The following is a 23,737-nucleotide window of genomic DNA, read 5'->3' on the forward strand; positions in this document are numbered from 1 at the left end:
GATGAGGGATGGCGCGTACCGTCGGCATACCGCGCCGAGTCCCACCTCTATTACATAAGCCCCGCCGGTGTTTTAGCCGACGCTCGCCCGCGTCGATTAAAACGAGCGTAATCATCTCACATTTTTAGCCGTCGAAAATCGATCCAAAGCTCGCTTAACCATTAAACATTTTTCGACGGGAAATTAATACCGAAAGCAAATGCAGCCGCGCTGTCGCAGCGTCATATTTACGCGCAATTACACTTGCGCTTAATGGCTCAATGCACTATCTACGCACCATTTTCGGGCGGCGGAAAACACGCGAGCGATCGGCGGGCGGGTCTATGCGTTGCTTCCTTCACCGCTAGAAGAACGCCGGTGCGGTGGCAAGGCTCGAACGCCGCGGACGACATTCGTGCGGCAGAGCACATCACGCGCTCTGCACAGGCGCTCGGCTCGTGATTAAACTACTACGAGCGTCGTCAGCACGATGGCGGCGCCGCCCACGGAGCCACATCATGAATCGGCCGATCGCTCGTCTGCCCTTGCGCTACATCTCCACGATGTCGCCCGGGGCGCGATGGAAATGGCTCACGTTCGTCGGCCTCGCCGCGCTCGTCGGGCTCCTGGCCTACTTCGTCTCGCTCGAGATGCAGACTTCCCGGCTCCAAGCAGGTTATTTCGCCCGCATAGGCCGGCAGGTATCGTTTTCAGTCGAACCGGGGGCGAGCGGCGCCATCCGTTTCCCATCGCCGGGCGGCCCCTACGATATGCGGTTAGGGTATGCGCGCATGCCCGATTTCGAGGCTCGGCTCCGCGCGCGCGGCTATGTGGTGACGAGTCAGGCGCGCGATTCGTCGATGATGACCTCGCTCGCCGATCGCGGCTTGTTCATTCCCTATGCGGAAAAGGATCAGGCCGGACTGCGCCTGTTCGATGCGCAAGGCGCGCCGCTATTTAGCGCCCGCTACCCGGCCCTCGCCTATTCCGACTTCGATGCCATTCCACCCGTCATCGTCGGCGCGCTGACTTTCATCGAAGATCGGTACTTGCTCGATTCGAACGAGCCCGATCGCAATCCGGCCATCGATTGGGGGCGATTCGCGCGAGCGCTCTCGGATCAGGCATTGCGACTCGTCGATCGCCACCAATCGACGCCGGGCGGCAGCACGCTCGCCACGCAAACCGAAAAATTCCGGCACTCGCCGGGCGGACGCACGGCAACGGCGCCGGAAAAGCTGCGTCAGATTGCGTCGGCTTCGATCCGGGCCTACCTCGGCGGCGAAAACACGACGGCCGCGCGCAAGCAAATCGTCGTCCATTACTTGAATACCGTCCCGCTCGCGGCGCGCGCCGGCGTGGGCGAAGTGCAGGGCCTCGGCGACGGACTCACGGCTTGGTACGGACGCGATTTCGCCGAGGTCAACGCACTGCTCTCGCAGATCACCGCCGAAACGGGCAACGGCCCGGCCGCGCCCGGCGTGCTCGCCGCGCAAGCGCTTGCGTTCAAGCAAGCCTTGTCGCTGTTGATCGCTCAGCGCGCGCCCTCTTATTACCTCGTCCGTAACCGTCCGGCGCTGGACAAGCTGACCGACAGCTACATCCGCGTCCTCGCGGCCAATGGCGTCATCTCCGCGCCGCTACGCGACGCCGCGCTCGCGGCTTCGCTCGATTCGCACAAGGGTGCGCCGCCGCAGCCCGGTTCGTCCTACGTCGCACGCAAGGCCGTCACGCTCGTCCGATCGCGTTTGCAGCAAGCGCTCGGACTCGACAGCTTTTACGATCTCGATCGCCTCGATCTGACCGTCCATGCCACGTTGAACGACTCGGTGGAACGTGCCGTTTCGGAGAAGCTCGCCGCCGCCGCCACGATCGACGGCGCCAAGGCCGCGGGGCTTTACGGCTTCGAGATGCTGCGGCCCGGTGACGATCCCTCGAAGATCTCGTTCAGCTTCGCGCTATTCGAACACCAGAAGAACGGCCATGACGTCGTGCGCGTGCAAACCGATAGCGTGAACCAGCCGTTCGATATCAACGGCGGCGCGCGTCTCAATCTAGGCTCGACCGCGAAACTGCGGACCGTCATCACCTACCTCCAGATCGTCTCGACGCTGCATGCGCGTTATGCCGATCTCAGCGCCGCGCAGTTGAAGCACGTACAAATCGATCCGTTCGACGGCCTCTCGCGCTGGGCCGTCGATTACCTTGCGCACACGAACGACCGGTCGCTTGAGGCCATGCTCAACGCGGCCATCGATCGCAAGTATTCGGCCAGCCCGGGTGAAACGTTCTACACCGGCGGCGGCGCGCAAACCTTCTCGAATTTCGACAAATCCGACAACGGCCGTATCCTGACGGTGCGCGAAGCGTTCCAGCATTCGGTGAACCTCGTGTTCGTGCGACTGATGCGCGACATCGTTCACTACGAAATGGTCTCGAGCGCAGGCCCCTCGACGCAGTGGTTCGACGACCCCGCGTTGCGCCGGCGCTATCTGGAGGCATTCGCCGATCAGGAGAGCCTCGTCTATCTGCATCGGTTCTTCGTGAAATATCACGACAAGCGCCCCGACGATGCGCTCGATACGCTCGTCGCCGACATGCGCAAGAGCCCGCCGAAGCTCGCGACGGCGCTGCGCAGCGTCGCGCCCGGCGAACCGTTCCCGTGGTTCGCGCAGCGCATGCGCGCCGCGCTGAAGAGCACGCCGGCCGCGTCGCTCTCCGATGACGATCTGGCGAAGCTGTACGAAAAATATGCCATCGACAAATTCAATCTGAACGACCGCGGATACATCTCCGGCGTTCATCCGATCGCGCTGTGGATGCTCGAATATCTGCGCACGCATCCGAATGCGACCGAGGACGAGCTGCGCAAAGCGAGCCGCACCGCACGCATGACCTCCTACAAGTGGCTATTCAAGACACGCCATCACATCACGCAGGACCGGCGCATTCGTCACATGGTGGAGTTGCAAGCCTACGACGCGATCGGTAAATCGTGGCGCGCGCTCGGCTATCCGTTCGAGACGATCACGCCATCGTTCGCCGCGGCTATCGGTGCGTCCGGCGACCGGCCCGATGCCCTCGCGCATTTGATCGGCATCGTCGCCAACGACGGCAAGTCGTATCGGGCGCAAAGCGTCGATACCCTCACGTTCGCCGAAGGCACGCCGTTCGAAACGCGCTTCGGCCGCGCGCCGAGCCCCGAGCATCAGGCCATCTCGCCCGCTATCGTGACAGCCGTGCGCGGCTTGTTGAATAGCGTCGTGCAGGGCGGCACCGGCGCGCGCCTCGCCGCGGGGCTGCCGCTCGGCGACGGCCGCACGCTCCAGGTCTACGGCAAGACCGGCACCGGCGACCAGCGCTTCGGCGTCTATGCGCGCGGCGGACGGCTCATCGAATCGCGTAAGGTCAATCGCACCGCTGTCTTCGTCTTCGTCATCGGCGAGCGCTTCTACGGCACGCTGACCGCGTATGCCCACGAGCCGTATGCGGCGCGCTACGACTATACGAGCGCGATGGCCGTGCAACTGCTCAAATCGCTCGGCCCTTCGCTGGCCCCGGTACTGGAATCCGGCGACGCGCCGGCACACACCGCGGCATCGGTCGCAGGCGCGGGCGGCAGTTCGTCCGGCGCCGCAACACCCTCGTTCTAACCCGGTCTTCCCGCCCCGTCCCCTTCACTCGTTCCGTCCCCGTGCTTCGCGCGGGGGCGGGCACGTGCGTTGCACCACTATCGACGTCGCACGTGCGGCACACCTTACGAGGCACACCTTTAAAGGAGATCTCACATGAACAAGGACCAAGTGAAGGGCGTGACGGAAAAGATGAAGGGCAAGGTGAACCAGGCGGTCGGGAAAGTGACGAACGATCCGGCCCAGCAAGCCAAGGGCGACCTGCAGGAAGCCGCGGGTGAGGTTCGCAAGGGTTATGGCGATGCCAAGGAAGACGTCAAGGACGAGCTCAATCGCGACCATGACGTGAAAAAGCATCACTGATAGCGGCGAATGAGCGCGCACGCTCGTGTGCGCTCGCTGGCGGGGCGCACCGGCGGTTCAGCCCGTGCGCCCCGCTTTTCTTGCCTGCTCCAGCACGAAGTCGATGAACGCACCGGCGGCTCGCGTCTGGTGCCGGTCAGGCATATAGAGTAGATACATGTGCGTGCCGAAAATACTGAGCCGCCATGCATCGAGCGTCGTCACGACCTCGCCGCGCCGGATATCGTCTTGCACGACATAATCGGGCACGATGCCCACGCCCAAGCCCGCGAGGATGGCTTGACGCAAAAAGAGAAAATTTTCCGAGATCAGCGTCGGTTCCAGCAGCACCTCATGGCGCTCCTCGGCCAAATAGGCGGCGACGCGCAACTGACGGCCGACGACCGTCGCCGTGATCAGCGGCGTCGTGCGTAGCGCGTCGAGTTGCGTCGGCAAACCGTACTCATCCGCGTAGGCCCTAGACGCACATGCGACGTACCGCACCGCCCCCATATCGCGCGCGACGAGGTTTTGCGGCGGTTCCGACATGACGCGCACGGCGATATCGACTTCATCGCGCAGCAAATCTTCCACGCGATTTTCGAACATGACGTCGAGCACGATGCCGGGGTGCAGCCGCTTGAATTGCAGCAGCCAATCGGCCATCACGAGTTGCCCGTAGCCGCTCGGCACCGACAGCCGAACGCGTCCCTGCGGCGTTTGTCCTAGCGTCTCGACGGTCTCCTGCGCCGCCTCCAGCGCCCGCCGGATCGCACGACCGTGTTCGACCAGACGCAGCCCCGCCTCGGTCGGCTCCACGCGCCGCGTCGTACGCCGCACGAGTTGCAGCCCGAGCGTGCGTTCGAACTGATTGAGGTGATAGCTGACATTGGCGCGCGTCATCTTCAGGCGGCGGGCGGCCTCGCTGAGATTGCCCGCCTCCAGAATTTCGACGAGCAGCGAGAGCGAATTCAGATCCATGGGTCTTTACCACCAAGCGCTGACAAGCGCCAACGAGCAGTGCACGACGCACTGTCAAGGAAATTTTTACAGTCTGTCAATTCAAGCTTTAATTGTCAATTGCGGCTAACCGATCGACAATCGCACGATCGTCCATCTTTGCCGCGCGCCCCCTTATGACCGCCTCTACGCAAGCCTCCGTCGTCTCTCGCACGCTGCATGGCAGTGTCCTCGTCGTCACGATCGATCACCCGCCCGTCAACGCCTTGAGCGTCGATGTGCGGCGCGGACTCGCCGAAGCGATCGAGGCCGCGCAATCGGACGCCGCCGTCGCCGCCGTGCTCATCGTCGGCGCCGGTCGAAATTTCATCGCGGGCGCCGACATCCGCGAGTTCGGCAAGCCGCCGCTCTCGCCCCTGCTGCCCGCGGTCTGCAACAGCATCGAAGCGTGCACCAAACCCGTCGTCGCCGCGATTCACGGCGCCGCGCTGGGCGGGGGCCTCGAAATCGCGCTCGCCGCGCACTATCGGATCGCGGTGCGCGGCGCGAAACTGGGATTGCCGGAAGTGCAACTCGGCTTGCTGCCGGGTGCCGGCGGTACGCAACGCGCGCCGCGTCTCATCGGCGCCGCGCACGCGCTCGATCTGATGCTCTCGGGCCGGCACGTACGCGCCGAGGAAGCGCTTGCGATGGGGCTCGTCGATCGCCTTGGCGCGACCGACGACGTGCTCGGCGAAGGACTAGCCTATACGCGCGAGTTGCTCGCCGCGAAAGCCGGCGTGCGGCCGACGCGCGCCGCAACCGCGCTTGCCGACCTACAAGCGGGCCGCGCGGCCGTGGAAGCCGCGCGCAAGGAAACCGCCGCGCGCACGCGGGGACTCTTTTCGCCGATGAAGATCGTGCAAGCCGTCGAAGCCGCGTTGACGCTGCCCTTCGACGAGGGCCTGGCGCTCGAGCGCCAACTCTTCGTCGAATGCCTCGAAAGCCCGCAGCGCGCGGGGCTCATCCATGCATTTTTCGCCGAACGCGAAGTGGCCAAGGCGCCCGAGACGAAAGCCGCCTCGGCGCGTGCCGTGGCATCGGTCGGCATCGTCGGCGGCGGCACGATGGGAGCCGGCATCGCGGTCGCCGTGCTCGACGCGGGGCTGCCCATCACGATGATCGAGCGCGACGAAGCGGCGCTCGAACGCGGCCGAGCGCATATCGAACGCGTCTACGACGGACTGCTGGCGAAAGGGCGGATCCAGGCCGAGGTCAAAGACGCAGCTCTCGCCCGCTTTACCGGCAGCACCTCGTACGACGCGCTGGCGAACGTCGATCTCGTGATCGAAGCCGTGTTCGAGGACATGGCCGTCAAAAAGGCCGTGTTCTCCGAACTCGATCGCGTCTGCAAACCCGGGGCGATTCTCGCGACGAATACCTCGTATCTCGACATCGACGAAATCGCCGGCGTGACTTCTCGCCCCTTTGACGTCGTCGGCCTGCATTTCTTCTCGCCGGCCAACATCATGAAGCTGCTCGAAATCGTGGTGCCGGCCCGCGTGAGCGCGGACGTCGTCGCCACCGCCTTCGAGCTCGCCAAGCAATTGCGCAAGGTGCCCGTGCGCGCGGGCGTGTGCGACGGCTTCATCGGCAACCGGCTGCTCGCCGTTTATCGCACGGCCGCCGACTACCTCATGGAGGACGGCGCGTCGCCCTATCAGATCGACCGCGCCATGCGCGAATTCGGCTATCCGATGGGACCGTATCAGGTCGTCGATTTGGCGGGCGGAGATATCGGCTGGGCGGCGCGCAAGCGGCGCGCCCCGACCCGCGATACGCGCATGCGCTATGTCGAGATCGCCGACCGCCTGTGCGAACGCGGCTGGTTCGGCCAAAAAACGGGACGCGGCTTTTATCGCTATGAACCCGGCGCGCGCACCGGCACGCCCGACCCCGAAGTGGAAGCGATCATCGACAGCGAACGCGCGCGCGCGGGCATCTCGCCGCGCAGCTTCACCGACGAGGAGATCGTGCGCCGCCTCATGTGCGCCGTCATCAACGAAGCCGCCAACGTCGTGCGCGAAGGCATCGCGCTGCGCCCGCTCGACGTCGACATCGCCCTGGTCTACGGCTACGGCTTTCCGCGCTACCGCGGCGGGCCGATGAAATACGCGGACATGCTCGGGTTGCCGAACGTGCTGGCCGAACTCACGCGCTTGTCGCAAGAAGACGCCTTTTTTTGGCGGCCGTCGCCGCTCATCGTCGAACTCGTCGAACGCGGCGCCGACTTCGCAAGCTTGAACGGCGCGGCATCGTGACGTCTGCGCGCGATTGCGCCATCGCGCTCCCGCGCTCCGGCGTCTTTCCGTTCCTCTCATTCGATCGTCAGCGAGGGCTTAAGCGATGGATCTGAGTTTCACGGCAGAACAACAAGCGTTTCGCAGCGAAGTACGACGCTTCCTCGACGAGCGACTGCCCGCGCGCACAGCGCACAAAGTCAAACAGGGCCTTAGGCTCACGCGCGAGGACATGGCCGAGTGGCATGCGATTTTGAACGCACGCGGCTGGCTCGCGAGCCACTGGCCGCGCGAGTACGGCGGCACCGGCTGGAGCGCGGTCGAGCGCTTCATCTTCGATAACGAGTGCGCGCTCGCCGGCGCGCCGCGCATCGTGCCGTTCGGCGTCAACATGCTCGCGCCCGTCCTGATCAAGTACGGCAGCGAGGTGCAAAAGCGTCACTACTTGCCGCGCATCCTCGAGGGCAGCGACTGGTGGTGCCAAGGGTATTCGGAACCGGGCGCGGGCTCGGATCTGGCGTCGGTCGCCACACGCGCCGTGCGCGGAGTCGATCCGCAAGGCGAGCACTACATCGTCAACGGCCAGAAGACGTGGACGACGCTCGGCCACTACGCGAACATGATGTTCTGCCTCGTGCGCACCGCCACCGACGTGCGCAAACAAGAAGGCATCAGCTTCTTGCTGATCGATATGCGCACGCCCGGCATCGAAGTGCGTCCGATCGTGACGCTAGACGGCGAGCACGAAGTGAACGAAGTGTTCTTCACCGACGTGCGCGTGCCGGCGGAGAACCTCGTCGGCGAGGAAAACCGCGGCTGGACCTACGCCAAATATCTGCTCACGTACGAGCGCACCAATATCGCCGGCGTGGGATTCTCGGTGGCGGCGCTCGAGCGCCTCGAGCAAGCGGCGGCGAAGATCATGCAAGGCGGACGGCCCCTCGCCGACGATCCGCTGTTCGCCGCTCGCTTGGCGCGCGTCGCGATCGATCTGGAAAACATGACGACGACGAACCTGCGTACGATCGCGGCTGCCGCGGGCGGGGGTGCCCCGGGCGCGCAAAGCTCGATGCTCAAAGTGCGCGGCACGCAGATTCGTCAGGAGATCGCCGCGTTGATGCGACGGGCACTGGGCCCCTACGCCCAGCCGTTCGTCGACGAAGCGCTCGACGAGGGCTATGAAGGCCCGCAACTGGGCGCCGTCGATGCGCCCGATGCCGCCAAGAGCGACTTCAACAACTACAAGCTCTCGATCTTCGGCGGATCGAACGAGATTCAGAAGAACATCATCGCGAAAGCGATTCTTGAACTCTGAGAGGGCCGACGATGAACTTCGAGTTGACCGACGAGCAACGGATGCTCGCAGACACGCTCTCGCGCTTCGTCGCCGAGCAATACCCATTCGCCACGCGCGAGCGGATCGCGTCCTCGCCCGAGGGCTTCGATCGCGCGATGTGGCGGCGCTTCGGCGAACTGGGGGCGATCGGCGCCCTCTTCGCACCGGAGCACGGCGGTTTCGGCGGCAGCGGCGATGACATTGCCGTCGTTTGCGAGCACCTCGGGCGAGGCCTCGTGCTCGAACCGTTCCTCGGCGCGCTCGTTGCCGGACATGCGATCGAGCTTGCGGGCAACGACGCGCAACGCGCATGGCTGCAACGGCTGATCGAGGGCGACGCCGTGGCCGCGTTCGCGCACGGCGAACCCGATTCGCGCTACGAACTCGCCCGCATCACGACGGCGGCCACGCGCACGAACGAGGGCTTCAGGCTCGACGGCACGAAAGCGGTCGTGCAATTGGGCGAAGCAGCCGATTGCGTGCTCGTCTCCGCGCGCACGAGCGGCGCCGTCGATAGCGAGCACGGGATTTCGCTTTTCTGGGTGCCGCGCGAAACGCCCGGCCTCGTATGGCGCGGCTATCCGTTGATCGACGGGGGCCGCGGCGCCGAGTTGTTCCTGCGCGATGCGCTCGTGCCGGCGGATGCGCTCGTCGGTCCGCAAGACGAAGGCTTTTCCACGCTCGAAGCCGCCGTCGGCCGAGGCGTGCTCGCGCTATCGGCGCAGGGCTTGGGCGCGATGGAAACCGCCTTTGCCGCGACGCTCGAGTATCTGCGCACGCGTCGTCAGTTCGGCGTGCCGATCGGCAGCTTCCAAGCGTTGCAACACCGGATGGCCGATCTCGCGATCGACCTCGAACAGTCGCGCTCGGCCGTCATCAACGCGGCCGCCGCGCTCGACGGCCCCCGCGTTGCGCGCGAGCGTGCGCTGTCGGCCGCCAAGTACACGATCGGGCAAATCGGCTCGCGCGTGTCACGCGAGGCCGTGCAATTGCATGGCGGCATCGGCATGACCTGGGAGTTGCCGCTCGCGCACTACGCGAAGCGGCTCGTCATGATCGATCATGAGCTCGGCGACGAGGATCATCATCTCGCGCGCTATATCGCGCTCGGTCGATCGCCGTGCGACGGCGCGCAAGCGGACGCAACCTCGAAACGCTAACCGGCGGACGGGCAATGACCGAATCGATCCAAGGCGAGGCGCGTGCCTTGCCGCTTACCGGCATCCGCGTGCTCGATCTCTCGCGCGTGCTCGCCGGTCCTTCGTGCGCGATGGTGCTGGCCGATCTCGGCGCCGAGGTCATCAAGGTGGAACATCCGCTGCGTGGCGACGATACGCGCGATTGGGGCTCGCGCATCGGACGAACGGAGACGTGCTACTACAACAGCGTGAACCGCAACAAGCGCTCGTTGACGCTCGATCTACAGACCGAACAAGGCGCGCGGCTCGCCCGCGACTTGGCGCTCAAAAGCGATGTGGTCATCGAGAACTTCAAACTCGGCGGCACGCGCAAGTTCGGCCTCGACTACGAGACGCTGAGCCGAGCGCACCCTTCGCTCGTGTACTGCTCGATCTCGGGCTACGGCAGCGGCGGCCCGGAAGCGGCACGGCCCGGCTACGACCTCGTCATCCAGGGCGAATCCGGCTTGATGGCACTAAACGGCGAAGCGACGCAGCCGCCATTGAAATTCGGCGTGGCCGTCGTCGATTTGGTCACCGGCATGTATGCGACGCAAGCGGTGCTCGCGGCGTTGTTCGATCGGCAGCGCAGCGGCCAAGGCCGTCACGTCGAGATGGCGCTATTCGATTGCGGCGTGGCGATTACATCGTATTACGGGCTCGAAGCGTTGCTCGCGGGGGAAGATCCGCCGCGCTACGGCAACGCGCATCCGTCGATCATTCCGTACGGCGTCTTCGATGCACAGGACGGACCGATCGTCGTCACGGTCGGCACGAATGCGCAGTTCGAACGCTTTTGCCGCGACGTCATCGAGCGGCCAGACTTGGCCGGCGACGATCGTTTCCGCACGAACGTCTTGCGCGGCAAGCACCGCGACGTGCTGATCGCGCAACTCACGGGCGAATTGGCGAAGCGCCCGCGCGCGGTGCTGCTGGAACGGCTGGCCGCGGCCGGTATTCCTTGCGGCGAAGTGATGGGACTGCACGAGGCATTGACTTCACCGCGCGCGGTCGCCGCCCAGCTCGTGACCGAGCAACCGCATCCGTTTGCGAAAACGGAGCACGTCCTCGCCCCGCCCTATCGGCTCGACGGCGAGCGCCTACCGGTTCGACGCGCGCCGCCGGTGCTCGGCGAAGGCACCGAAGACGTGCTGCGCTCGGTGCTCGGTCTCGATGGTGACGCGATCGACCGGCTCAAAGCGGACGGCATCGTCTAGCGTGTTACGACGACGCGGCATCGTAAGCGCGCAACGCTTGCGCGGTTGCCGTGTCGGCAGGAAAGAACGCCTCGATCGCGAGCTCCGATAGGGTTACGTCGACCGGCGAGCCGAATACGGTCGTCGTGCTGAAGAACGACAAGACGCCGATATCGGTGCGAAGGCTAAACGGCACGACGACGTCCGCCAACGGCGCCGGCTCACCGCTCGGTTCGAGGTCGGCGCCGGGCGGCGCGCGATAGGCGGCGAGTTCTTCGACGAGGGCCGCGAGCGTCGCATCGCCGCTCGCTTGCGCCTGCCGTTCCACGCGTTGCAGCGCGTGCGCGCGCCAACCGGCCCAATCGACGATATGAGGGGCGAGTCCCTCGGGATGCAACGAAAGCCGCAAGACGTTGACGGGCGCCTCGAGCAAGCGAGGTGCGGCGCGTGCGACGAGCGGTGCGAGCGCCCGGTTGGCGGCCACCATGGTCCAGTGCCGGTCGATCGCGAGCGCCGGGTAAGGCTCGTGCCCGCGCAGGACGAGCTCGACCGCTTCGCGCGCCGCCTCGAGTTGCGGGTCGTTCAAACCGCGTTCGGCGTAAAGCGGCGCGTAACCCGCGGCCATGAAGAGCGCGTTGCGTGCCCTGAGCGGTATGTCCAGTTGCTCCGCTAAGTGCATCAGCATCTCGCGGCTGGGCTGAGCCCGCCCCGACTCGACGAAGCTCAAGTGGCGCGTGGAAATCCGCGCCTCGGTGGCCAGCACGAGTTGGCTCATGCGCCGCCGCTGGCGCCATTCACGCAGCAAATCGCCCACCGGGCGATTCGGACGTTGTGCAACGGGGCGCGAAGCGCGCGTCGGGATAAAGGTCTGGTCCATGACGGCGATCATAGCCAAACGGCGGAGGCGGTTCCATTACCTGGCGGGTAATCATCGTCACATACACCTAGCGGCGCGATGCTTTGCACGATCCTCATCACGCGCAGTGGAATTCAAAGCATAAAGCCTTGGTTTCGCAACGGCAGGGCTGCCGCCGAAGGCATTGCCTCGTTCGCCGAGCGCTTGTTTCCGGCCCCGTACTCGGCTCCACGCTCGCTGCGCGGCGAAGCGGATGCGAGGGTCGCCGCCTGAGCGGCAGCGCTGCCGCCCCGCCATCAATCGCCCACCGCGATCGTGAGCGTCTCCTTGATCTCTTCCATGACGACATAGCTTTTCGACTGCACGGCGCCGGGAAGCTGCAACAAGATATCGCCGAGCAGTTTGCGGTAATCGGCCATCTCGCCGATGCGCGCTTTGATCAGATAGTCGAATTCCCCCGAAACCAGATGACATTCGAGCACCTCGGGGATCTTGTTCACCTCGCGGCGGAACTGATCGAACATGTTGCCGCTCTTGTTGCCGAGCGTGATCTCCACGAACACGAGCAGCGCCGCGCCCAACTGCGCGGGGTCCACGCGTGCGTAGTAACCCGTGATGACGCGGTCGCGCTCCATGCGCTTCACGCGTTCGATGCAGGGCGTAACGGTCAGTCCAACCCGCTCCGCCAGGTCCTTCATGGCGATGCGCCCATCCTCCTGCAGCAACTTCAGAATCTTGCGATCGAGCTTGTCGAGCTTACGGATCGGCTGACGTTCCGTTCTCATGATTTTTCCACCAAAAATTCAAAAACAACAGAAACAAAAACTGCTTTTGTCGCAATAGTATAGCGGCATCAACTGGACTGATCGGTATTTGGAGTAGCCATGCGAGTCGTCATCTTAGGTAGTGGCGTAGTCGGCGTAACGAGCGCCTATTATCTGGCGCGAGCCGGCCACGAAGTCACGGTGGTCGACCGCGAAGCGGGACCGGCGCTCGATACGAGCTTCGCGAACGCAGGGCAGATCTCGCCCGGCTATGCCGCGCCATGGGCCGCGCCCGGCGTACCGCTCAAAGCAGTGAAATGGATGTTCCAGAAGCACGCGCCTCTCGCAATCCGTCTGGACGGCACGCAGTTCCAATTGCGCTGGATGTGGCAGATGCTGCAAAACTGCACCGCCGAGCGCTATGCCGTCAATAAAGGCCGGATGGTGCGCCTCGCCGAATACAGCCGCGACTGTTTGCAGGCGTTGCGCGCCGATACCGGCATCGAATACGAAGGCCGCACGGGCGGCACGCTGCAAGTGTTCCGCACGCAGCAGCAACTCGACGGCGCACAAAAAGACATCGCCGTGCTGAAGGACGCCAACGTGCCGTACGAGCTCTTGAGCCCCACCGAGCTCGCACGCGCCGAACCGGCGCTTGCCGCCGTCTCGCATAAGCTCACAGGCGGCCTGCGGTTGCCTGGCGACGAAACGGGCGACTGCCAACTGTTCACCACGCGTTTGGCCGCACTTGCCGAATCGCTCGGCGTGAAGTTCCGGTTCAACACGCCGATCGATGCGCTGGAAATGGCGGGTGGCCGCATCGCGGGCGTCCGTTGCGGCGGCGAAACGCTGCGCGCCGACGCCTACGTGGTCGCCCTCGGCTCGTACTCCACTCGGTTCCTGTCGGGCATCGTGAAGATCCCGGTTTACCCGCTCAAGGGCTACTCGATCACGGCACCGATCGTCGATGCCGCCAAGGCCCCCGTATCCACGGTGCTCGACGAGACGTACAAGATCGCCATTACCCGCTTCGACGATCGTATTCGCGTCGGCGGGATGGCTGAAATCGTCGGCTTCGACAAGAAGCTGCGTCAAGCGCGCCGCGATACGCTCGAAATGTGCGTGAACGATCTGTTCCCCGGCGGCGGCGATACGGCACAAGCATCGTTCTGGACGGGCCTGCGCCCGATGACGCCGGACGGCACCCCGGTCGTCGGCCGCACGCCGGTATCGAATCTGTTCTTGAACACGGGACATGGCACGCTGGGTTGGACGATGTCGTGCGGTTCGGGCCAGTTGCTCGCCGATCTCATCTCGGGACGCAGGCCGGCCATTCAATCGGACGACCTCTCCGTTCATCGCTATCTCGGCGAGCTCGGAGCCACCCCGCAACCCGCTTACGCGTAACGGCTCGCGCATACCCTCAGTAGCCGGAAGCACCACGAGCGGCGCCCCAACCGGGCGCCGTTTGTTTTTGGTGGCGTTTTCGGCAGCATCGGAACTGCTTCCGATAACGCGAAGAAGCACGAAAAAAGGGGCGCCGCTCACGCGCGCCCCCTTTTGCTTCCATCGTCGGGCGCCTGCTTTCGCGGCGCCGCTCGCTTAGCCCAAGGCGTTCACGAGTTCCGGCACGACCGTGAACAAGTCGCCCACGAGACCGTAATCGGCCACGCTGAAAATCGGCGCTTCCGGATCCTTGTTAATCGCCACGATCACCTTCGAATCCTTCATCCCGGCCAAGTGCTGGATCGCACCCGAGATACCCACGGCCACGTACAGTTGCGGCGCAACGATCTTACCCGTCTGCCCCACCTGATAGTCGTTCGGCACGTAGCCGGCGTCCACCGCTGCGCGCGAGGCGCCCAGCGCCGCGCCGAGCTTGTCCGCCAGCGGCTCGAGCACCTTCGTGTAGTTCTCGCCGCTGCCGAGACCGCGGCCGCCCGAGACGATGATGTTCGCGCTCGTGAGCTCCGGACGATCGAGCTTCGTGACTTCGCGATTCACGAACTGCGAGACGCCGCGATCGGCTGCCGCTTCGATCTTCTGGACCGATGCGCTACCGCCTTCGCTGGCGACGGCGTCGAAGCCCGTTGCACGCACGGTGACCACCTTGATCGGATCGGTCGATTGCACCGTCGCGATCGCGTTGCCCGCGTAGATCGGGCGCTCGAACGTATCGGCCGATACGACCGCCGTGATTTCGCTGATCTGCGCCACGTCTAGCTTGGCCGCCACGCGCGGCGCCACGTTCTTGCCGTAGGCGGTGGCGGGCGCCACGATGTGCGAGTAGTCCTTCGCGATGTTCAGCACGGTGGCTTCGACGTTTTCGGCCAAGCCTTCGGCCAGTTGCGGCGCGTCGGCCAGCAGCACCTTCGCCACGCCGGCGATCTTCGCCGCGGCGTCGGCAGCGGCTTGAGCGTTGTGGCCCGCCACCAGCACGTGCACGTCGCCGCCGATCTTTTGGGCGGCGGCAACGGTGTTCAGCGTCGCACCCTTGATGGACGCGTTGTCGTGTTCAGCAATAACCAGAATCGTCATGTCTCTCGCTCCCCTCACAGCACCTTGGCTTCGGTCTTCAGCTTCTCGACCAGCGTCTGCACGTCCGGCACCATCACACCGGCGCTACGCTTGGGCGGCTCGGTCACCTTCAGCGTCTTCAAGCGAGGCGCGACGTCCACGCCGAGGTCTTCGGGCTTGATCGTTTCCAACGGCTTTTTCTTCGCCTTCATGATGTTGGGCAGCGTCACGTAGCGCGGCTCGTTCAGGCGCAGATCCGTCGTCACGACAGCGGGCAGGCTCAAAGTCAGCGTTTCCGCGCCGCCGTCCACTTCGCGGGCAACCGTTGCACGGCCGTCCGCTACCGTGACCTTCGAGGCGAACGTCGCTTGCGGCAGGCCAGCCAACGCAGCGAGCATCTGACCCGTTTGGTTCGAGTCGTCGTCGATCGCTTGCTTGCCCAAAATCACGAGCTGCGGCTGTTCCTTGTCGACGAGCGCCTTGAGCAGCTTGGCCACCGCCAGCGGCTGCAGGTCTTCGTTCGATTCGATGAGGATCGCCCGATCGGCACCAATCGCCAGCGCCGTGCGCAGCGTCTCTTGCGCTTGCGCCACGCCGGCCGACACCGCCACCACTTCCGTGGCCACGCCCGCTTCCTTCAGACGCACCGCCTCTTCAACGGCGATCTCGTCGAACGGGTTCATCGACATCTTCACATTCGCAATGTCGACCCCCGTGCCGTCCGACTTCACCCGGACCTTGACGTTGTAGTCGACCACGCGCTTGACAGGCACCAAAATTTTCATGCACACGCTCCAAAGTTACGAATACGTCAACCCAGCGGCCATTATAGCGACAGCGCCCGCCGCGACCGCACTAACCGACGGTTCGGCAAAGCCCCAATGGGCAAACCGGCCGGCCCATGTCGGGCCGGCCCGTGGGACTGGCCCACAGCAGGCTGAGCCGCTTCACAATTACGAACGATCGTTTTATTTTAATAAGGAAGCGCCCGAGGCGCCAGGTCCCGTTTCGACCATGGCCTCTAACGCTCCTTGACTCACCGATGACTCAACCGGCGCACCACCCAATCGCCGAACGATTGCACGAGCTGCACGAAAACGATCAGGATCACGACGACCACCACCATCACTTCGGGCAAGAACCGCTGATAACCGTACCGGATGCCCAAATCACCCAACCCGCCGCCGCCGATCGCGCCCGCCATCGCCGAATAGCCGACGAGCGAGACAAAGGTGATCGTGAGCCCGGCGACGATGCCGGGCAACGCTTCGGGCAACAAGACCTTGAAGACGATTTGACGCGTCGTGGCGCCGAGCGCCTCGGCGGTCTCGATCAGGCCGCGATCGACTTCGCGCAGCGCCGTTTCGACGAGCCGCGCGAAGAACGGCGCGCACGCGATCGTGAGCGGCACGACGGCGGCCGCCGTGCCGATCGACGTGCCGACGACGAGCCGCGTGAACGGAATCACCGCAACGAGCAAGATGATGAACGGGGTCGAGCGCACCGCGTTCACGGTCAGGCCCATCACGCGATTGGCCGTCACGCTTTGCAACACGCCGCCGCGATCGGTCAGGAACAACAGCACGCCGAGCGGCAAGCCGACGAGCGCGCCGACGGCGCCGGAGATGCCCACCATGATCAGCGTCTCCCAGAACGACTGGACGAACATCGAAGACATTTCACTGAACATGCGAGAGCTCCTCCACGACGACGCCTTGCTCACGCAAGAAATGAAGCGCCGCGCTCAATTGCTCCGGCTCGCCCCCGGCGAGCACGGCAAGCGAACCGAATGCCCGTCCTTGAATCTCGTCGACCTGCCCGTGCAGGATGTTGAAATCGAGCGAGTAGCGACGGATCGTTTCCGATAGGATCGGCCGATCCACGCCCGCGCCGGCGAATGCCAGGCGCAGCAATCGCCCATCGCCGGCTTGCAGTTGCGACGCGACGCGCGCCTTCACGGCGCTCGGCAGTTCATGCGCGATGACGTCGCCGAGCAACGCCCGCGTGACGGCGTGACGGGGCTTGAGAAATACGTCGATGACGTCGCCCTCTTCCACCACGCGCCCGGCATCGAGCACGGCCACGCGATCGCACACGTCCTTGATCACCTCCATCTGGTGCGTGATGAGCACGATGGTCAGGTTCAACTCGCGGTTGATGCGTCTGAGCAGTTCGAGAATCGAGCGCGTCGTCTCGGGATCGAGTGCCGAGGTGGCCTCGTCCGAGAGCAGCACCTTCGGCCGGCTCGCCAACGCGCGAGCAATGCCGACGCGCTGCTTTTGTCCGCCGCTGATGCGCGCGGGATAGCGATCCTTGAGCGCGGCGAGCCCGACGAGATCGAGCAGCGGCAACACCGCCGCTTCGATCTCGGTGCGCTTCATGCCCGCGAGCTCGAGCGGCAACGCGACGTTCTCGAAGACCGTTCGCGAACTGAGCAAATTGAAGTGCTGAAACACCATGCCGATTTCGCGGCGCGCCTCGCGCAACTGCGGCGCGGTAAGCGTGTTCAACCGCTTTCCGTCGACCACGACGTCGCCGGCACTGGGCCGCGTAAGCAGATTGATCGTGCGCACGAGCGTGCTCTTGCCCGCACCGCTACGGCCGATGATGCCGAAGATCTGTCCCGCCGGAATACTCAAATTGATGTCGTGCAGCGCATCGATCCAACCGTTCGGGCCGGCGAAACGCTGCGAGAGATGGCGTAGTTCGATCATGAAAAAGCAAAACGGCGGGCACCCGTGCCGACCGGAGCTTTTCCGATCGACCCGCTCGGCCGCCGTTTGAACATTGAGAAAAAGGAAGACGACGTGCGATTTTATCGCGCCGCACAAATAGCGTTTAATAATTAATTTCCACGCCTTCATGACTGAACGCTATTAGAGGCGAACGCCGTTGCCTCGAGGGCATGGTGGCCGTGTCGAACGGCTATGATCCAGCGCACAACACACACCAACGGAGACGCGCCATGTCGACGACGGCCTCGCCACACGATCCAACCACGACACCCGCGACATCCGCGACCAAGAGCCGCATAGCCGCCGCGCCGTCGCCGGCCGGCTTCGTTCGCACGGCCGACGGCATCGAACTCGCACTCTATCGGTGGCCCAGTGCCGGGCCGGTGAGAGCGACGGTGGCGTTGTTGCATGGGCTAGCCGAACATGCCGGCCGCTATGCCGCGCTCGCGGAGCGGCTCGGCGCAGCCGGGATCGAACTGGTCGCGATCGACTTGCGCGGCCACGGACGCTCGCCCGGCGAGCGAACCTGGGTCACCCATTTCGATGCCTATCTGGACGACGCCCGGGCACTGCTCGAAGCGGCGGCACGTGCCGGCACGCCGCTCTTTTTGATGGGCCACAGCATGGGAGGCACGATCGCGACGCTGTTCGCGATCGACCGGCTGCGAGCCTTCGCCGACGAGCGGCATCCCGTGGCGGGACTGATTCTCTCGAGCCCCGCGCTCGCGCCCGGCAAGGATGTGCCGCGCTGGATGCTGGCTGCGAGCCGCATCGTCAGCCGCGTGTGGCCTCGCTACAAGGCGATGCGGATCGAGCCCGCGCTGCTCTCGCGCGATCCGCTCATGGTCGAAGCGAACCGCACCGATCCGCTCGTCCATCATGGCGCCGTGCCCGCCCGGACAGGCGAGCAGATCCTCGCTGCGATGGCGCGGATCGAGCAGGGACGCGCTTCCCTGCGGCTACCGGTGTTGGTTTATCACGGGACCGCCGACAAGCTCACCGAGCCCGAAGGCAGCCGCGCGTTCGCCGCGCAGGTGGGCAGCGCGGACCGAACGTTGACGCTTTACGAAGGCGCCTACCACGAGACGATGAACGATCTCGATCGCGACCGGGTGATCGATGCGTTGATCGAGTGGATATCGGCCCATGCCTGAGCGCGGGGAGGCGGGAACGCTAACCTCAGCGCGAACGCCGGCGCATCGAACACCGCGTCATTCCTTCCAGTTCGGACGGCGCTTTTCGACGAAGGCTTGCATACCTTCTTGCGCTGCTGGGTCGATCGCGTTGCAGGCAATCGTCTGCCCCGCCGCCTGGTACGCTGCCTCGATCCCCATTTCCAGTTGCCGATAGAAAAGCGACTTGCCCATGCGCACGGCGGCAGCCGGCTTCTCGCAGATTCGCTTGGCGAGCGCAGCCACGTCGGCATCGAGCGCGTCGAGCGGCGTCATGTGGTTAATGAGACCCAATTCGCGCGCCTTGGCCGCATCGATGAAATCGCCGGTCATGAGCATCTCGAACGCGGCTTTGCGCGGAATATTGCGCGAAAGCGGCACGGCGGGCGTGGCGCAGAACAAGCCGTAGTGAATGCCCGAAGTGGCGAAGCGCGCCGTATCGGCCGCCACGGCCAAGTCGCACATGGCGACGAGCTGGCAGCCTGCCGCCGTCGCCACCCCTTGCACGCGTGCGATGACAGGCTGCGGCATGCGCTGGATCGTCATCATCAGCGAAGAGCAGCGCGCGAACAGCGCCCGATAGAAATCGAGCGATGGGCTTGCCTGCAACTCCTTGAGATCGTGCCCCGCGCAGTACGCCCGCCCTTCGGCCGCCAGGACGACGACACGCGCGTCCGACCGAGCGATATCCGAGAGCGTCGCTTGCAATTCGTCGATCGCTTGCACCGACAGCGCATTGAACGCGTCGGGCCGATCGAGCGTCACGCGCACGACACCGGGCAGCCCGTATGCCGCAGGTTCGACCCGCAGTGTGGAGGAAGACGGAGAAGGAGAATCGGAGGGAGAAGCCGACGACACTGACTGATTCATGATGTTCCACTACCTATAGCGATAAACAACGGCATTCGTCCGAATGCGCGAACCGGCGCGGGGCGGCGTACGAGCGATCAGCTCGCTGCCCCGCGTCAAATTCCGGCCAACGCACGGACGTGCGCCACCACGCTGCGTCCAAGCGCCGATAAGTTATAGCCGCCTTCGAGGCAACTCACGATGCGTCCGCGCGCGTGGCGTTCGGCGATGGCGCGCAGCTGCTGGGTGATCCACGTATAGTCGTTTTCGACGAGGCCCATGTTGCCGAGATCGTCCTCGCGATGCGCGTCGAATCCCGCGGAAACGAAGATCATCTCGGGCTTGAACGCCTCGAGCCGCGGCAGCCAGATCATATCGATCGCTTCGCGCACGGCGCTACCGGGCGAGCGCGCCGGCATCGGCAAATTGACCATGTTCGGCGCTTGATTGTCGGCGCCGCTGAACGGATAGAACGGATGCTGGAAGAAGCTGCACATCAGCACGCGTTCGTCGCCCGCGAATGCGGCCTCCGTCCCGTTACCGTGGTGGACGTCGAAATCGACGATCGCGACGCGCGCGAGACCATGCACTTCGAGCGCATGACGAGCGGCAATCGCCACGTTGTTGAAAAAGCAAAATCCCATGGCGCGCGCCGGCTCGGCGTGATGACCGGGCGGCCGTACGCTGCAAAACGCATTCTCGTAGCGCCCTTCGATGACGGCATCGGTCGCCGCGACCGCAGCTCCGGCCGCGCGCAGCGCCGCCTGCCACGTATGCGGATTCATGGCCGTGTCGGGATCGATCCACGCATACCCTTCGCGCGGCGCGCTGCGCTCGATGAACTCGATGTGCGCGCGCGTATGAACGCGGGCGAGATCGGCAACGTCGGCTAGCGGCGCGCTTTCGCGCTCGATCAGTTCGGCGATGCGACTCGAGATCAATTGATCCTCGATGGCGGTCAGTCGCTCCGGGCATTCCGGATGCCCCGGCCCCATCTCATGCAACAGGCAATCGGGGTGTGAATAGAAGGCGGTCGCCATGATCGTTAGTGTGCCGCGCGGCGCGGCCTGTCTCCTGAGTTGCCTGAGTTGTTCGAGTTGCTCGACCCGCCCTCGATTCGGCCGGTGATCGGGCTACGTTACCACAGCCTGCCCCGCGCATCGTCTTGCGCCGCACTCAACGATCGTTGCGCGGCATCGAAGGTGGGGCCGCGCATGTCCGGCATGTAGGGCGAAAGCCACCGATTCGCCGCGCGGCGGTTCCGCGTGCGGCGACCGTTCGTTATACTGCGCCGAACCCTTGCCCTTGCTCTCCTATGACCGGTCAATACGCTTCACCCGCAGCAAAACGGCGACGCCTCGCCGTATTCGTCGCCCTGGCGCTCGGCGCCGCGATTTCCTGGCAGAGCGCCCTCGCCCAAAGCACGTCGCCCGCCCGAGCCAAGCACGCAGCCGCCGTCGCTCAAAACCAGGCGCCGGAAGGCGCATCGTCCGGCTCGGGCTTCGAGGAGGAAATCGTTCCGCAACGCTACGCCGATAACGCCGACGTCAACGCGTTCATCGACGACATGGTGGCACGCTACGACTTCGACCCTGCCGCGCTCCATGCCCTGTTCGCCGGCGTCAGCTACTCCGCGACGGCCGTCAAGCTCGTGACCCCGTCGCCGAAGCCGTTCCCCAAGAACTGGCGCGTGTACCAGGCTCGCTTTCTCGATCCCGTCCGGATCAACGCCGGCGTGAAATTCTGGCGGCAAAACCGCGCGACGCTGCAACGCGCGTACGAACAATTCGGCGTGCCGCCGGAGATGGTCGTCGGCATCATCGGCGTGGAGACGATGTACGGCCACTACATGGGCAACTTCCGCGTGCTCGACGCATTGACGACGCTCGCGTTCGACTACCCGAACACGCCAAACCGCGCGGAACGCGAGATGACGTTCCGTAAGAACCTCGAGGACTATCTCGTCTGGACTCGCGACGCCCAGCTCGATCCGACCACTGTGCTCGGCTCGTACACCGGCGCGATCGGCATCCCGCAGTTCCTGCCGAGCAGCATCGTCAAGTACGCGGTCGACTACGAGGGCAACCATCACATCGATTTGCGCGCCAGCGAGGCCGATGCAATCGGCAGCGTGGCGAATTACCTCGCGCAAAACGGCTGGGAGAACGGGCGTCCCGTGGTGTGGCGCATTGCATCCGATGCGGGCAGCCTCGGTATCGCGCAGGCGGCCGCCGACGGACAACCCGAGCCGCATTGGCCGCTTGCGCAGATGCTGCGCGCGGGCATGAGGCTGGACGAGCCGACGCTGGACTTCGCATCGGAAGACAGCACGCCCGTGACGGTGATCGACTTGCCGACGCCCGCTCAACCGACCCAGTACATGCTGGGGCTGCAAAACTTTTATGTGCTTACCCGCTACAACCGCAGCTTCTTTTACGCGCTGGCGGTGTACGAACTCGGTGAACGCGTGAAGGCGCGCATCGAGGCCGAAGACGGCGTGACGCAAACCTCGGCGCCGGTCACCACGCCGCCCGGCATGCCCGCTGCCGCTGCGGCGAGGGCGCCATCTCCCGCGGTGCCTGGTCAACCGGCGAGCGAGAACGCCGCGCCGGCACCGCGGCTGCAACAAACCCCGCTCCAGCCGTCACAACCGCAATGAGCATGATGGGCCGGCGCCGCGCCGGCCCGTCCATAACCCGCCGATGAACCCGGGGCGGGCGCGCATGCTTCGCGCGGCGCATCGTTGCGCCTAGAACGTCAAACTGGCGCTCGCCGGGGCGATCGTCACGCCGTAATTGCAAGCCGGCGCGCTGTCTTGCAGCAAGCCGCTCGCTTGCCAACCGGGACGACCGATCCGCTGATCGCGGACGTCCAGCAGCGACACCGCCGTGAAATCGACGAAGCCGTTGCGCGAATACTGATCGCACGCGCTCACGCCATACACTTCGACGACACCCGCGAAAGCCCAATCGAACGTTTGACCGAAACTGCTCGTCTGCTTAAGCGCCGATTGGCGGCCGTTCGTCTTGTCGACGGTCGCGATATTCCAAGTCGAGCACACCGTGCCCGCCGCCCAGGCCCCGCTGACGGTGCCGGCGATCGTGTCGCCTGTCGCCACCGGCTCGGGCGAGCTGTAGTTCGCATTGCCCGACGTGCAGCAATTCCAACTCGAAATCGTCCACGCGCGATCGTTGAACCCGTTCCAGCCCAGCACGGGTTGCAAGATCGTGACGACGTTTTCGTAGTCCTCGAGCCCGGGGAAGTAGTAAAGCACCTGGCCGACATCGGAACTCGGGGCGGAAGGCACGAGCCAATTCGCCGAGATGCCGCCGAACGGCGCCTTCTCATTGAACCAACTGGCCTCGAGCCAGCCGTCGGCCGTGGGCAAGGCGCCGGCCGGCACGGGCACGGACAGCGCCGGCCCTTGCTTCGAGCCGGTCAGCGCGAGACGCGCACCCTTCGCCGCATAGGCGGGATAGGCACACGCGCGTACGGGCAACGCGGTGCCATCGGCACGCTCGATGCGCCCGTCGCTAAGCAGCACCTCGCCGCGGCCGACCGCATGCACGCACGACGGATGAAAAAAGCCAAAGGGCGTGACGACGTACCCTTTGGGGACACCCGCAGGCGCATGGAGCGCGAGTGTCGGCGTGGGACGCGCCGCGAGCGGCGCCGATGGCTCGCCGGCCCATGCACGCGTGAACATCGTGCCGCACAAGCTGGCGACGAGCATAAAAAAAGCGGCGACGGCGCCGATTCGCGCAGTCGCCGCTCCGAGGTAGCGTATTTGCATGTCCTTCTCCTATCGGGCAGCCGAGCGCGCAGGCGCGGACTTCGGCCGGGGGGAACCGAGGGGAACTATACGAGCCACCGTAGGACAAGCCCACCCGTTCAATCGGCTAGGGCTTTCATGCAAGCACGCGCACGCCGCTTGCGCATGCG

General features: G+C 64.8%; 19 protein-coding genes. 9 read left to right on the top strand and 10 right to left on the bottom strand.

Translation table 11 applies throughout. From position 1 onward, the window contains the following. The first annotated feature begins 497 nt into the window (after positions 1-497). Positions 498-3,632: a transglycosylase domain-containing protein gene (locus C0Z18_RS13635; protein ID WP_102645954.1), complete on the top strand. Its 3,135-nt coding sequence runs from the start codon at positions 498-500 to the stop codon at positions 3,630-3,632. A 135-nt stretch (positions 3,633-3,767) separates the two neighbouring features. Continuing rightward, positions 3,768-3,974 (top strand): CsbD family protein, encoded by a 207-nt coding sequence (locus C0Z18_RS13640; protein ID WP_102645955.1) that lies wholly within the window; start codon positions 3,768-3,770, stop codon positions 3,972-3,974. Between the two features lie 57 nt (positions 3,975-4,031). Here C0Z18_RS13640 and C0Z18_RS13645 read toward each other — a convergent pair whose 3' ends face one another. Continuing rightward, positions 4,032-4,934, bottom strand: a complete 903-nt coding sequence (locus C0Z18_RS13645; RefSeq protein WP_102645956.1) for a LysR family transcriptional regulator — start codon at positions 4,932-4,934, stop codon at positions 4,032-4,034. A gap of 155 nt (positions 4,935-5,089) precedes the next feature. Here C0Z18_RS13645 and C0Z18_RS13650 point away from each other — a divergent pair, with 155 nt between their 5' ends. The 4 genes from C0Z18_RS13650 (at position 5,090) to C0Z18_RS13665 (ending at position 10,923) form a co-directional block, all read left to right on the top strand. Next, positions 5,090-7,213 carry a 3-hydroxyacyl-CoA dehydrogenase NAD-binding domain-containing protein gene (locus C0Z18_RS13650; RefSeq protein ID WP_102645957.1) on the top strand — a complete coding sequence of 708 codons (2,124 nt, stop codon included), beginning with the start codon at positions 5,090-5,092 and terminating at the stop codon, positions 7,211-7,213. Positions 7,214-7,298: 85 nt separating this feature from the next. Continuing rightward, positions 7,299-8,507 (top strand): acyl-CoA dehydrogenase family protein, encoded by a 1,209-nt coding sequence (locus C0Z18_RS13655; protein WP_102645958.1) that lies wholly within the window; start codon positions 7,299-7,301, stop codon positions 8,505-8,507. An 11-nt stretch (positions 8,508-8,518) separates the two neighbouring features. Next, positions 8,519-9,688 carry an acyl-CoA dehydrogenase family protein gene (locus C0Z18_RS13660; RefSeq protein ID WP_102645959.1) on the top strand — a complete coding sequence of 390 codons (1,170 nt, stop codon included), beginning with the start codon at positions 8,519-8,521 and terminating at the stop codon, positions 9,686-9,688. Positions 9,689-9,702: 14 nt separating this feature from the next. Further along, a complete protein-coding gene (locus C0Z18_RS13665) occupies positions 9,703-10,923 on the top strand; it encodes a CaiB/BaiF CoA transferase family protein (protein WP_102645960.1) in 1,221 nt (406 codons plus the stop codon). Between the two features lie 4 nt (positions 10,924-10,927). Here the strand turns inward: C0Z18_RS13665 and C0Z18_RS13670 are convergent, their stop codons facing one another. Continuing rightward, positions 10,928-11,779 carry a helix-turn-helix domain-containing protein gene (locus tag C0Z18_RS13670; protein WP_233217308.1) on the bottom strand — a complete coding sequence of 284 codons (852 nt, stop codon included), beginning with the start codon at positions 11,777-11,779 and terminating at the stop codon, positions 10,928-10,930. 275 nt (positions 11,780-12,054) lie between these two features. Then, positions 12,055-12,543, bottom strand: a complete 489-nt coding sequence (locus C0Z18_RS13675) for an Lrp/AsnC ligand binding domain-containing protein (RefSeq protein WP_102645962.1) — start codon at positions 12,541-12,543, stop codon at positions 12,055-12,057. 99 nt (positions 12,544-12,642) lie between these two features. Here C0Z18_RS13675 and C0Z18_RS13680 point away from each other — a divergent pair, with 99 nt between their 5' ends. Beyond that, entirely contained in the window at positions 12,643-13,929 is a 1,287-nt protein-coding gene (locus C0Z18_RS13680; protein ID WP_102645963.1) for a D-amino acid dehydrogenase, read from the top strand. A 195-nt stretch (positions 13,930-14,124) separates the two neighbouring features. Here C0Z18_RS13680 and C0Z18_RS13685 read toward each other — a convergent pair whose 3' ends face one another. The 4 genes from C0Z18_RS13685 to C0Z18_RS13700 form a co-directional block, all read right to left on the bottom strand. Next, entirely contained in the window at positions 14,125-15,060 is a 936-nt protein-coding gene (locus tag C0Z18_RS13685; RefSeq protein ID WP_102645964.1) for an electron transfer flavoprotein subunit alpha/FixB family protein, read from the bottom strand. A 14-nt stretch (positions 15,061-15,074) separates the two neighbouring features. Beyond that, entirely contained in the window at positions 15,075-15,824 is a 750-nt protein-coding gene (locus C0Z18_RS13690) for an electron transfer flavoprotein subunit beta/FixA family protein (RefSeq protein WP_102645965.1), read from the bottom strand. A gap of 251 nt (positions 15,825-16,075) precedes the next feature. After that, positions 16,076-16,729: a methionine ABC transporter permease gene (locus C0Z18_RS13695; RefSeq protein WP_102645966.1), complete on the bottom strand. Its 654-nt coding sequence runs from the start codon at positions 16,727-16,729 to the stop codon at positions 16,076-16,078. Beyond that, positions 16,719-17,753: a methionine ABC transporter ATP-binding protein gene (locus tag C0Z18_RS13700; RefSeq protein ID WP_102646080.1), complete on the bottom strand. Its 1,035-nt coding sequence runs from the start codon at positions 17,751-17,753 to the stop codon at positions 16,719-16,721. The genes C0Z18_RS13695 and C0Z18_RS13700 overlap by 11 nt, the downstream gene beginning before the upstream one ends. 251 nt (positions 17,754-18,004) lie before the next feature. Between C0Z18_RS13700 and C0Z18_RS13705 the strand changes: the two genes are divergently transcribed. Continuing rightward, on the top strand, positions 18,005-18,928 hold the full coding sequence (locus C0Z18_RS13705) for an alpha/beta hydrolase (protein ID WP_102645967.1): 924 nt from the start codon (positions 18,005-18,007) through the stop codon (positions 18,926-18,928). A gap of 57 nt (positions 18,929-18,985) precedes the next feature. Here the strand turns inward: C0Z18_RS13705 and C0Z18_RS13710 are convergent, their stop codons facing one another. Both C0Z18_RS13710 and C0Z18_RS13715 read right to left on the bottom strand, forming a co-directional pair. After that, positions 18,986-19,816, bottom strand: coding sequence for an enoyl-CoA hydratase (locus tag C0Z18_RS13710; protein ID WP_102645968.1), 831 nt, complete (start codon positions 19,814-19,816; stop codon positions 18,986-18,988). Between the two features lie 95 nt (positions 19,817-19,911). Then, entirely contained in the window at positions 19,912-20,835 is a 924-nt protein-coding gene (locus tag C0Z18_RS13715) for a histone deacetylase family protein (RefSeq protein ID WP_102645969.1), read from the bottom strand. 275 nt (positions 20,836-21,110) lie between these two features. Between C0Z18_RS13715 and mltB the strand changes: the two genes are divergently transcribed. Continuing rightward, positions 21,111-22,454 (top strand): lytic murein transglycosylase B, encoded by a 1,344-nt coding sequence (gene mltB, locus C0Z18_RS13720; protein ID WP_233217309.1) that lies wholly within the window; start codon positions 21,111-21,113, stop codon positions 22,452-22,454. A gap of 90 nt (positions 22,455-22,544) precedes the next feature. Here the strand turns inward: mltB and C0Z18_RS13725 are convergent, their stop codons facing one another. After that, positions 22,545-23,588, bottom strand: coding sequence for a hypothetical protein (locus C0Z18_RS13725; RefSeq protein ID WP_102645970.1), 1,044 nt, complete (start codon positions 23,586-23,588; stop codon positions 22,545-22,547). Positions 23,589-23,737: the final 149 nt, after the last annotated feature.

This window comes from Trinickia dabaoshanensis (assembly GCF_002879885.1).
In the GTDB taxonomy this organism is placed as follows: Bacteria; Pseudomonadota; Gammaproteobacteria; order Burkholderiales; family Burkholderiaceae; genus Trinickia; species Trinickia dabaoshanensis.

What these genes read in the sequence shown, in the direction of transcription:
- C0Z18_RS13635 (WP_102645954.1), top strand. Translation starts at nt 498, where the DNA reads ATGAATCGGCCGATCGCTCGTCTGCCCTTGCGCTACATCTCCACGATG.
- C0Z18_RS13640 (WP_102645955.1), top strand. Translation starts at nt 3,768, where the DNA reads ATGAACAAGGACCAAGTGAAGGGCGTGACGGAAAAGATGAAGGGCAAG.
- C0Z18_RS13645 (WP_102645956.1), bottom strand. Translation starts at nt 4,934, where the DNA reads ATGGATCTGAATTCGCTCTCGCTGCTCGTCGAAATTCTGGAGGCGGGC.
- C0Z18_RS13650 (WP_102645957.1), top strand. Translation starts at nt 5,090, where the DNA reads ATGACCGCCTCTACGCAAGCCTCCGTCGTCTCTCGCACGCTGCATGGC.
- C0Z18_RS13655 (WP_102645958.1), top strand. Translation starts at nt 7,299, where the DNA reads ATGGATCTGAGTTTCACGGCAGAACAACAAGCGTTTCGCAGCGAAGTA.
- C0Z18_RS13660 (WP_102645959.1), top strand. Translation starts at nt 8,519, where the DNA reads ATGAACTTCGAGTTGACCGACGAGCAACGGATGCTCGCAGACACGCTC.
- C0Z18_RS13665 (WP_102645960.1), top strand. Translation starts at nt 9,703, where the DNA reads ATGACCGAATCGATCCAAGGCGAGGCGCGTGCCTTGCCGCTTACCGGC.
- C0Z18_RS13670 (WP_233217308.1), bottom strand. Translation starts at nt 11,779, where the DNA reads ATGGACCAGACCTTTATCCCGACGCGCGCTTCGCGCCCCGTTGCACAA.
- C0Z18_RS13675 (WP_102645962.1), bottom strand. Translation starts at nt 12,543, where the DNA reads ATGAGAACGGAACGTCAGCCGATCCGTAAGCTCGACAAGCTCGATCGC.
- C0Z18_RS13680 (WP_102645963.1), top strand. Translation starts at nt 12,643, where the DNA reads ATGCGAGTCGTCATCTTAGGTAGTGGCGTAGTCGGCGTAACGAGCGCC.
- C0Z18_RS13685 (WP_102645964.1), bottom strand. Translation starts at nt 15,060, where the DNA reads ATGACGATTCTGGTTATTGCTGAACACGACAACGCGTCCATCAAGGGT.
- C0Z18_RS13690 (WP_102645965.1), bottom strand. Translation starts at nt 15,824, where the DNA reads ATGAAAATTTTGGTGCCTGTCAAGCGCGTGGTCGACTACAACGTCAAG.
- C0Z18_RS13695 (WP_102645966.1), bottom strand. Translation starts at nt 16,729, where the DNA reads ATGTTCAGTGAAATGTCTTCGATGTTCGTCCAGTCGTTCTGGGAGACG.
- C0Z18_RS13700 (WP_102646080.1), bottom strand. Translation starts at nt 17,753, where the DNA reads ATGATCGAACTACGCCATCTCTCGCAGCGTTTCGCCGGCCCGAACGGT.
- C0Z18_RS13705 (WP_102645967.1), top strand. Translation starts at nt 18,005, where the DNA reads ATGTCGACGACGGCCTCGCCACACGATCCAACCACGACACCCGCGACA.
- C0Z18_RS13710 (WP_102645968.1), bottom strand. Translation starts at nt 19,816, where the DNA reads ATGAATCAGTCAGTGTCGTCGGCTTCTCCCTCCGATTCTCCTTCTCCG.
- C0Z18_RS13715 (WP_102645969.1), bottom strand. Translation starts at nt 20,835, where the DNA reads ATGGCGACCGCCTTCTATTCACACCCCGATTGCCTGTTGCATGAGATG.
- mltB (WP_233217309.1), top strand. Translation starts at nt 21,111, where the DNA reads ATGACCGGTCAATACGCTTCACCCGCAGCAAAACGGCGACGCCTCGCC.
- C0Z18_RS13725 (WP_102645970.1), bottom strand. Translation starts at nt 23,588, where the DNA reads ATGCAAATACGCTACCTCGGAGCGGCGACTGCGCGAATCGGCGCCGTC.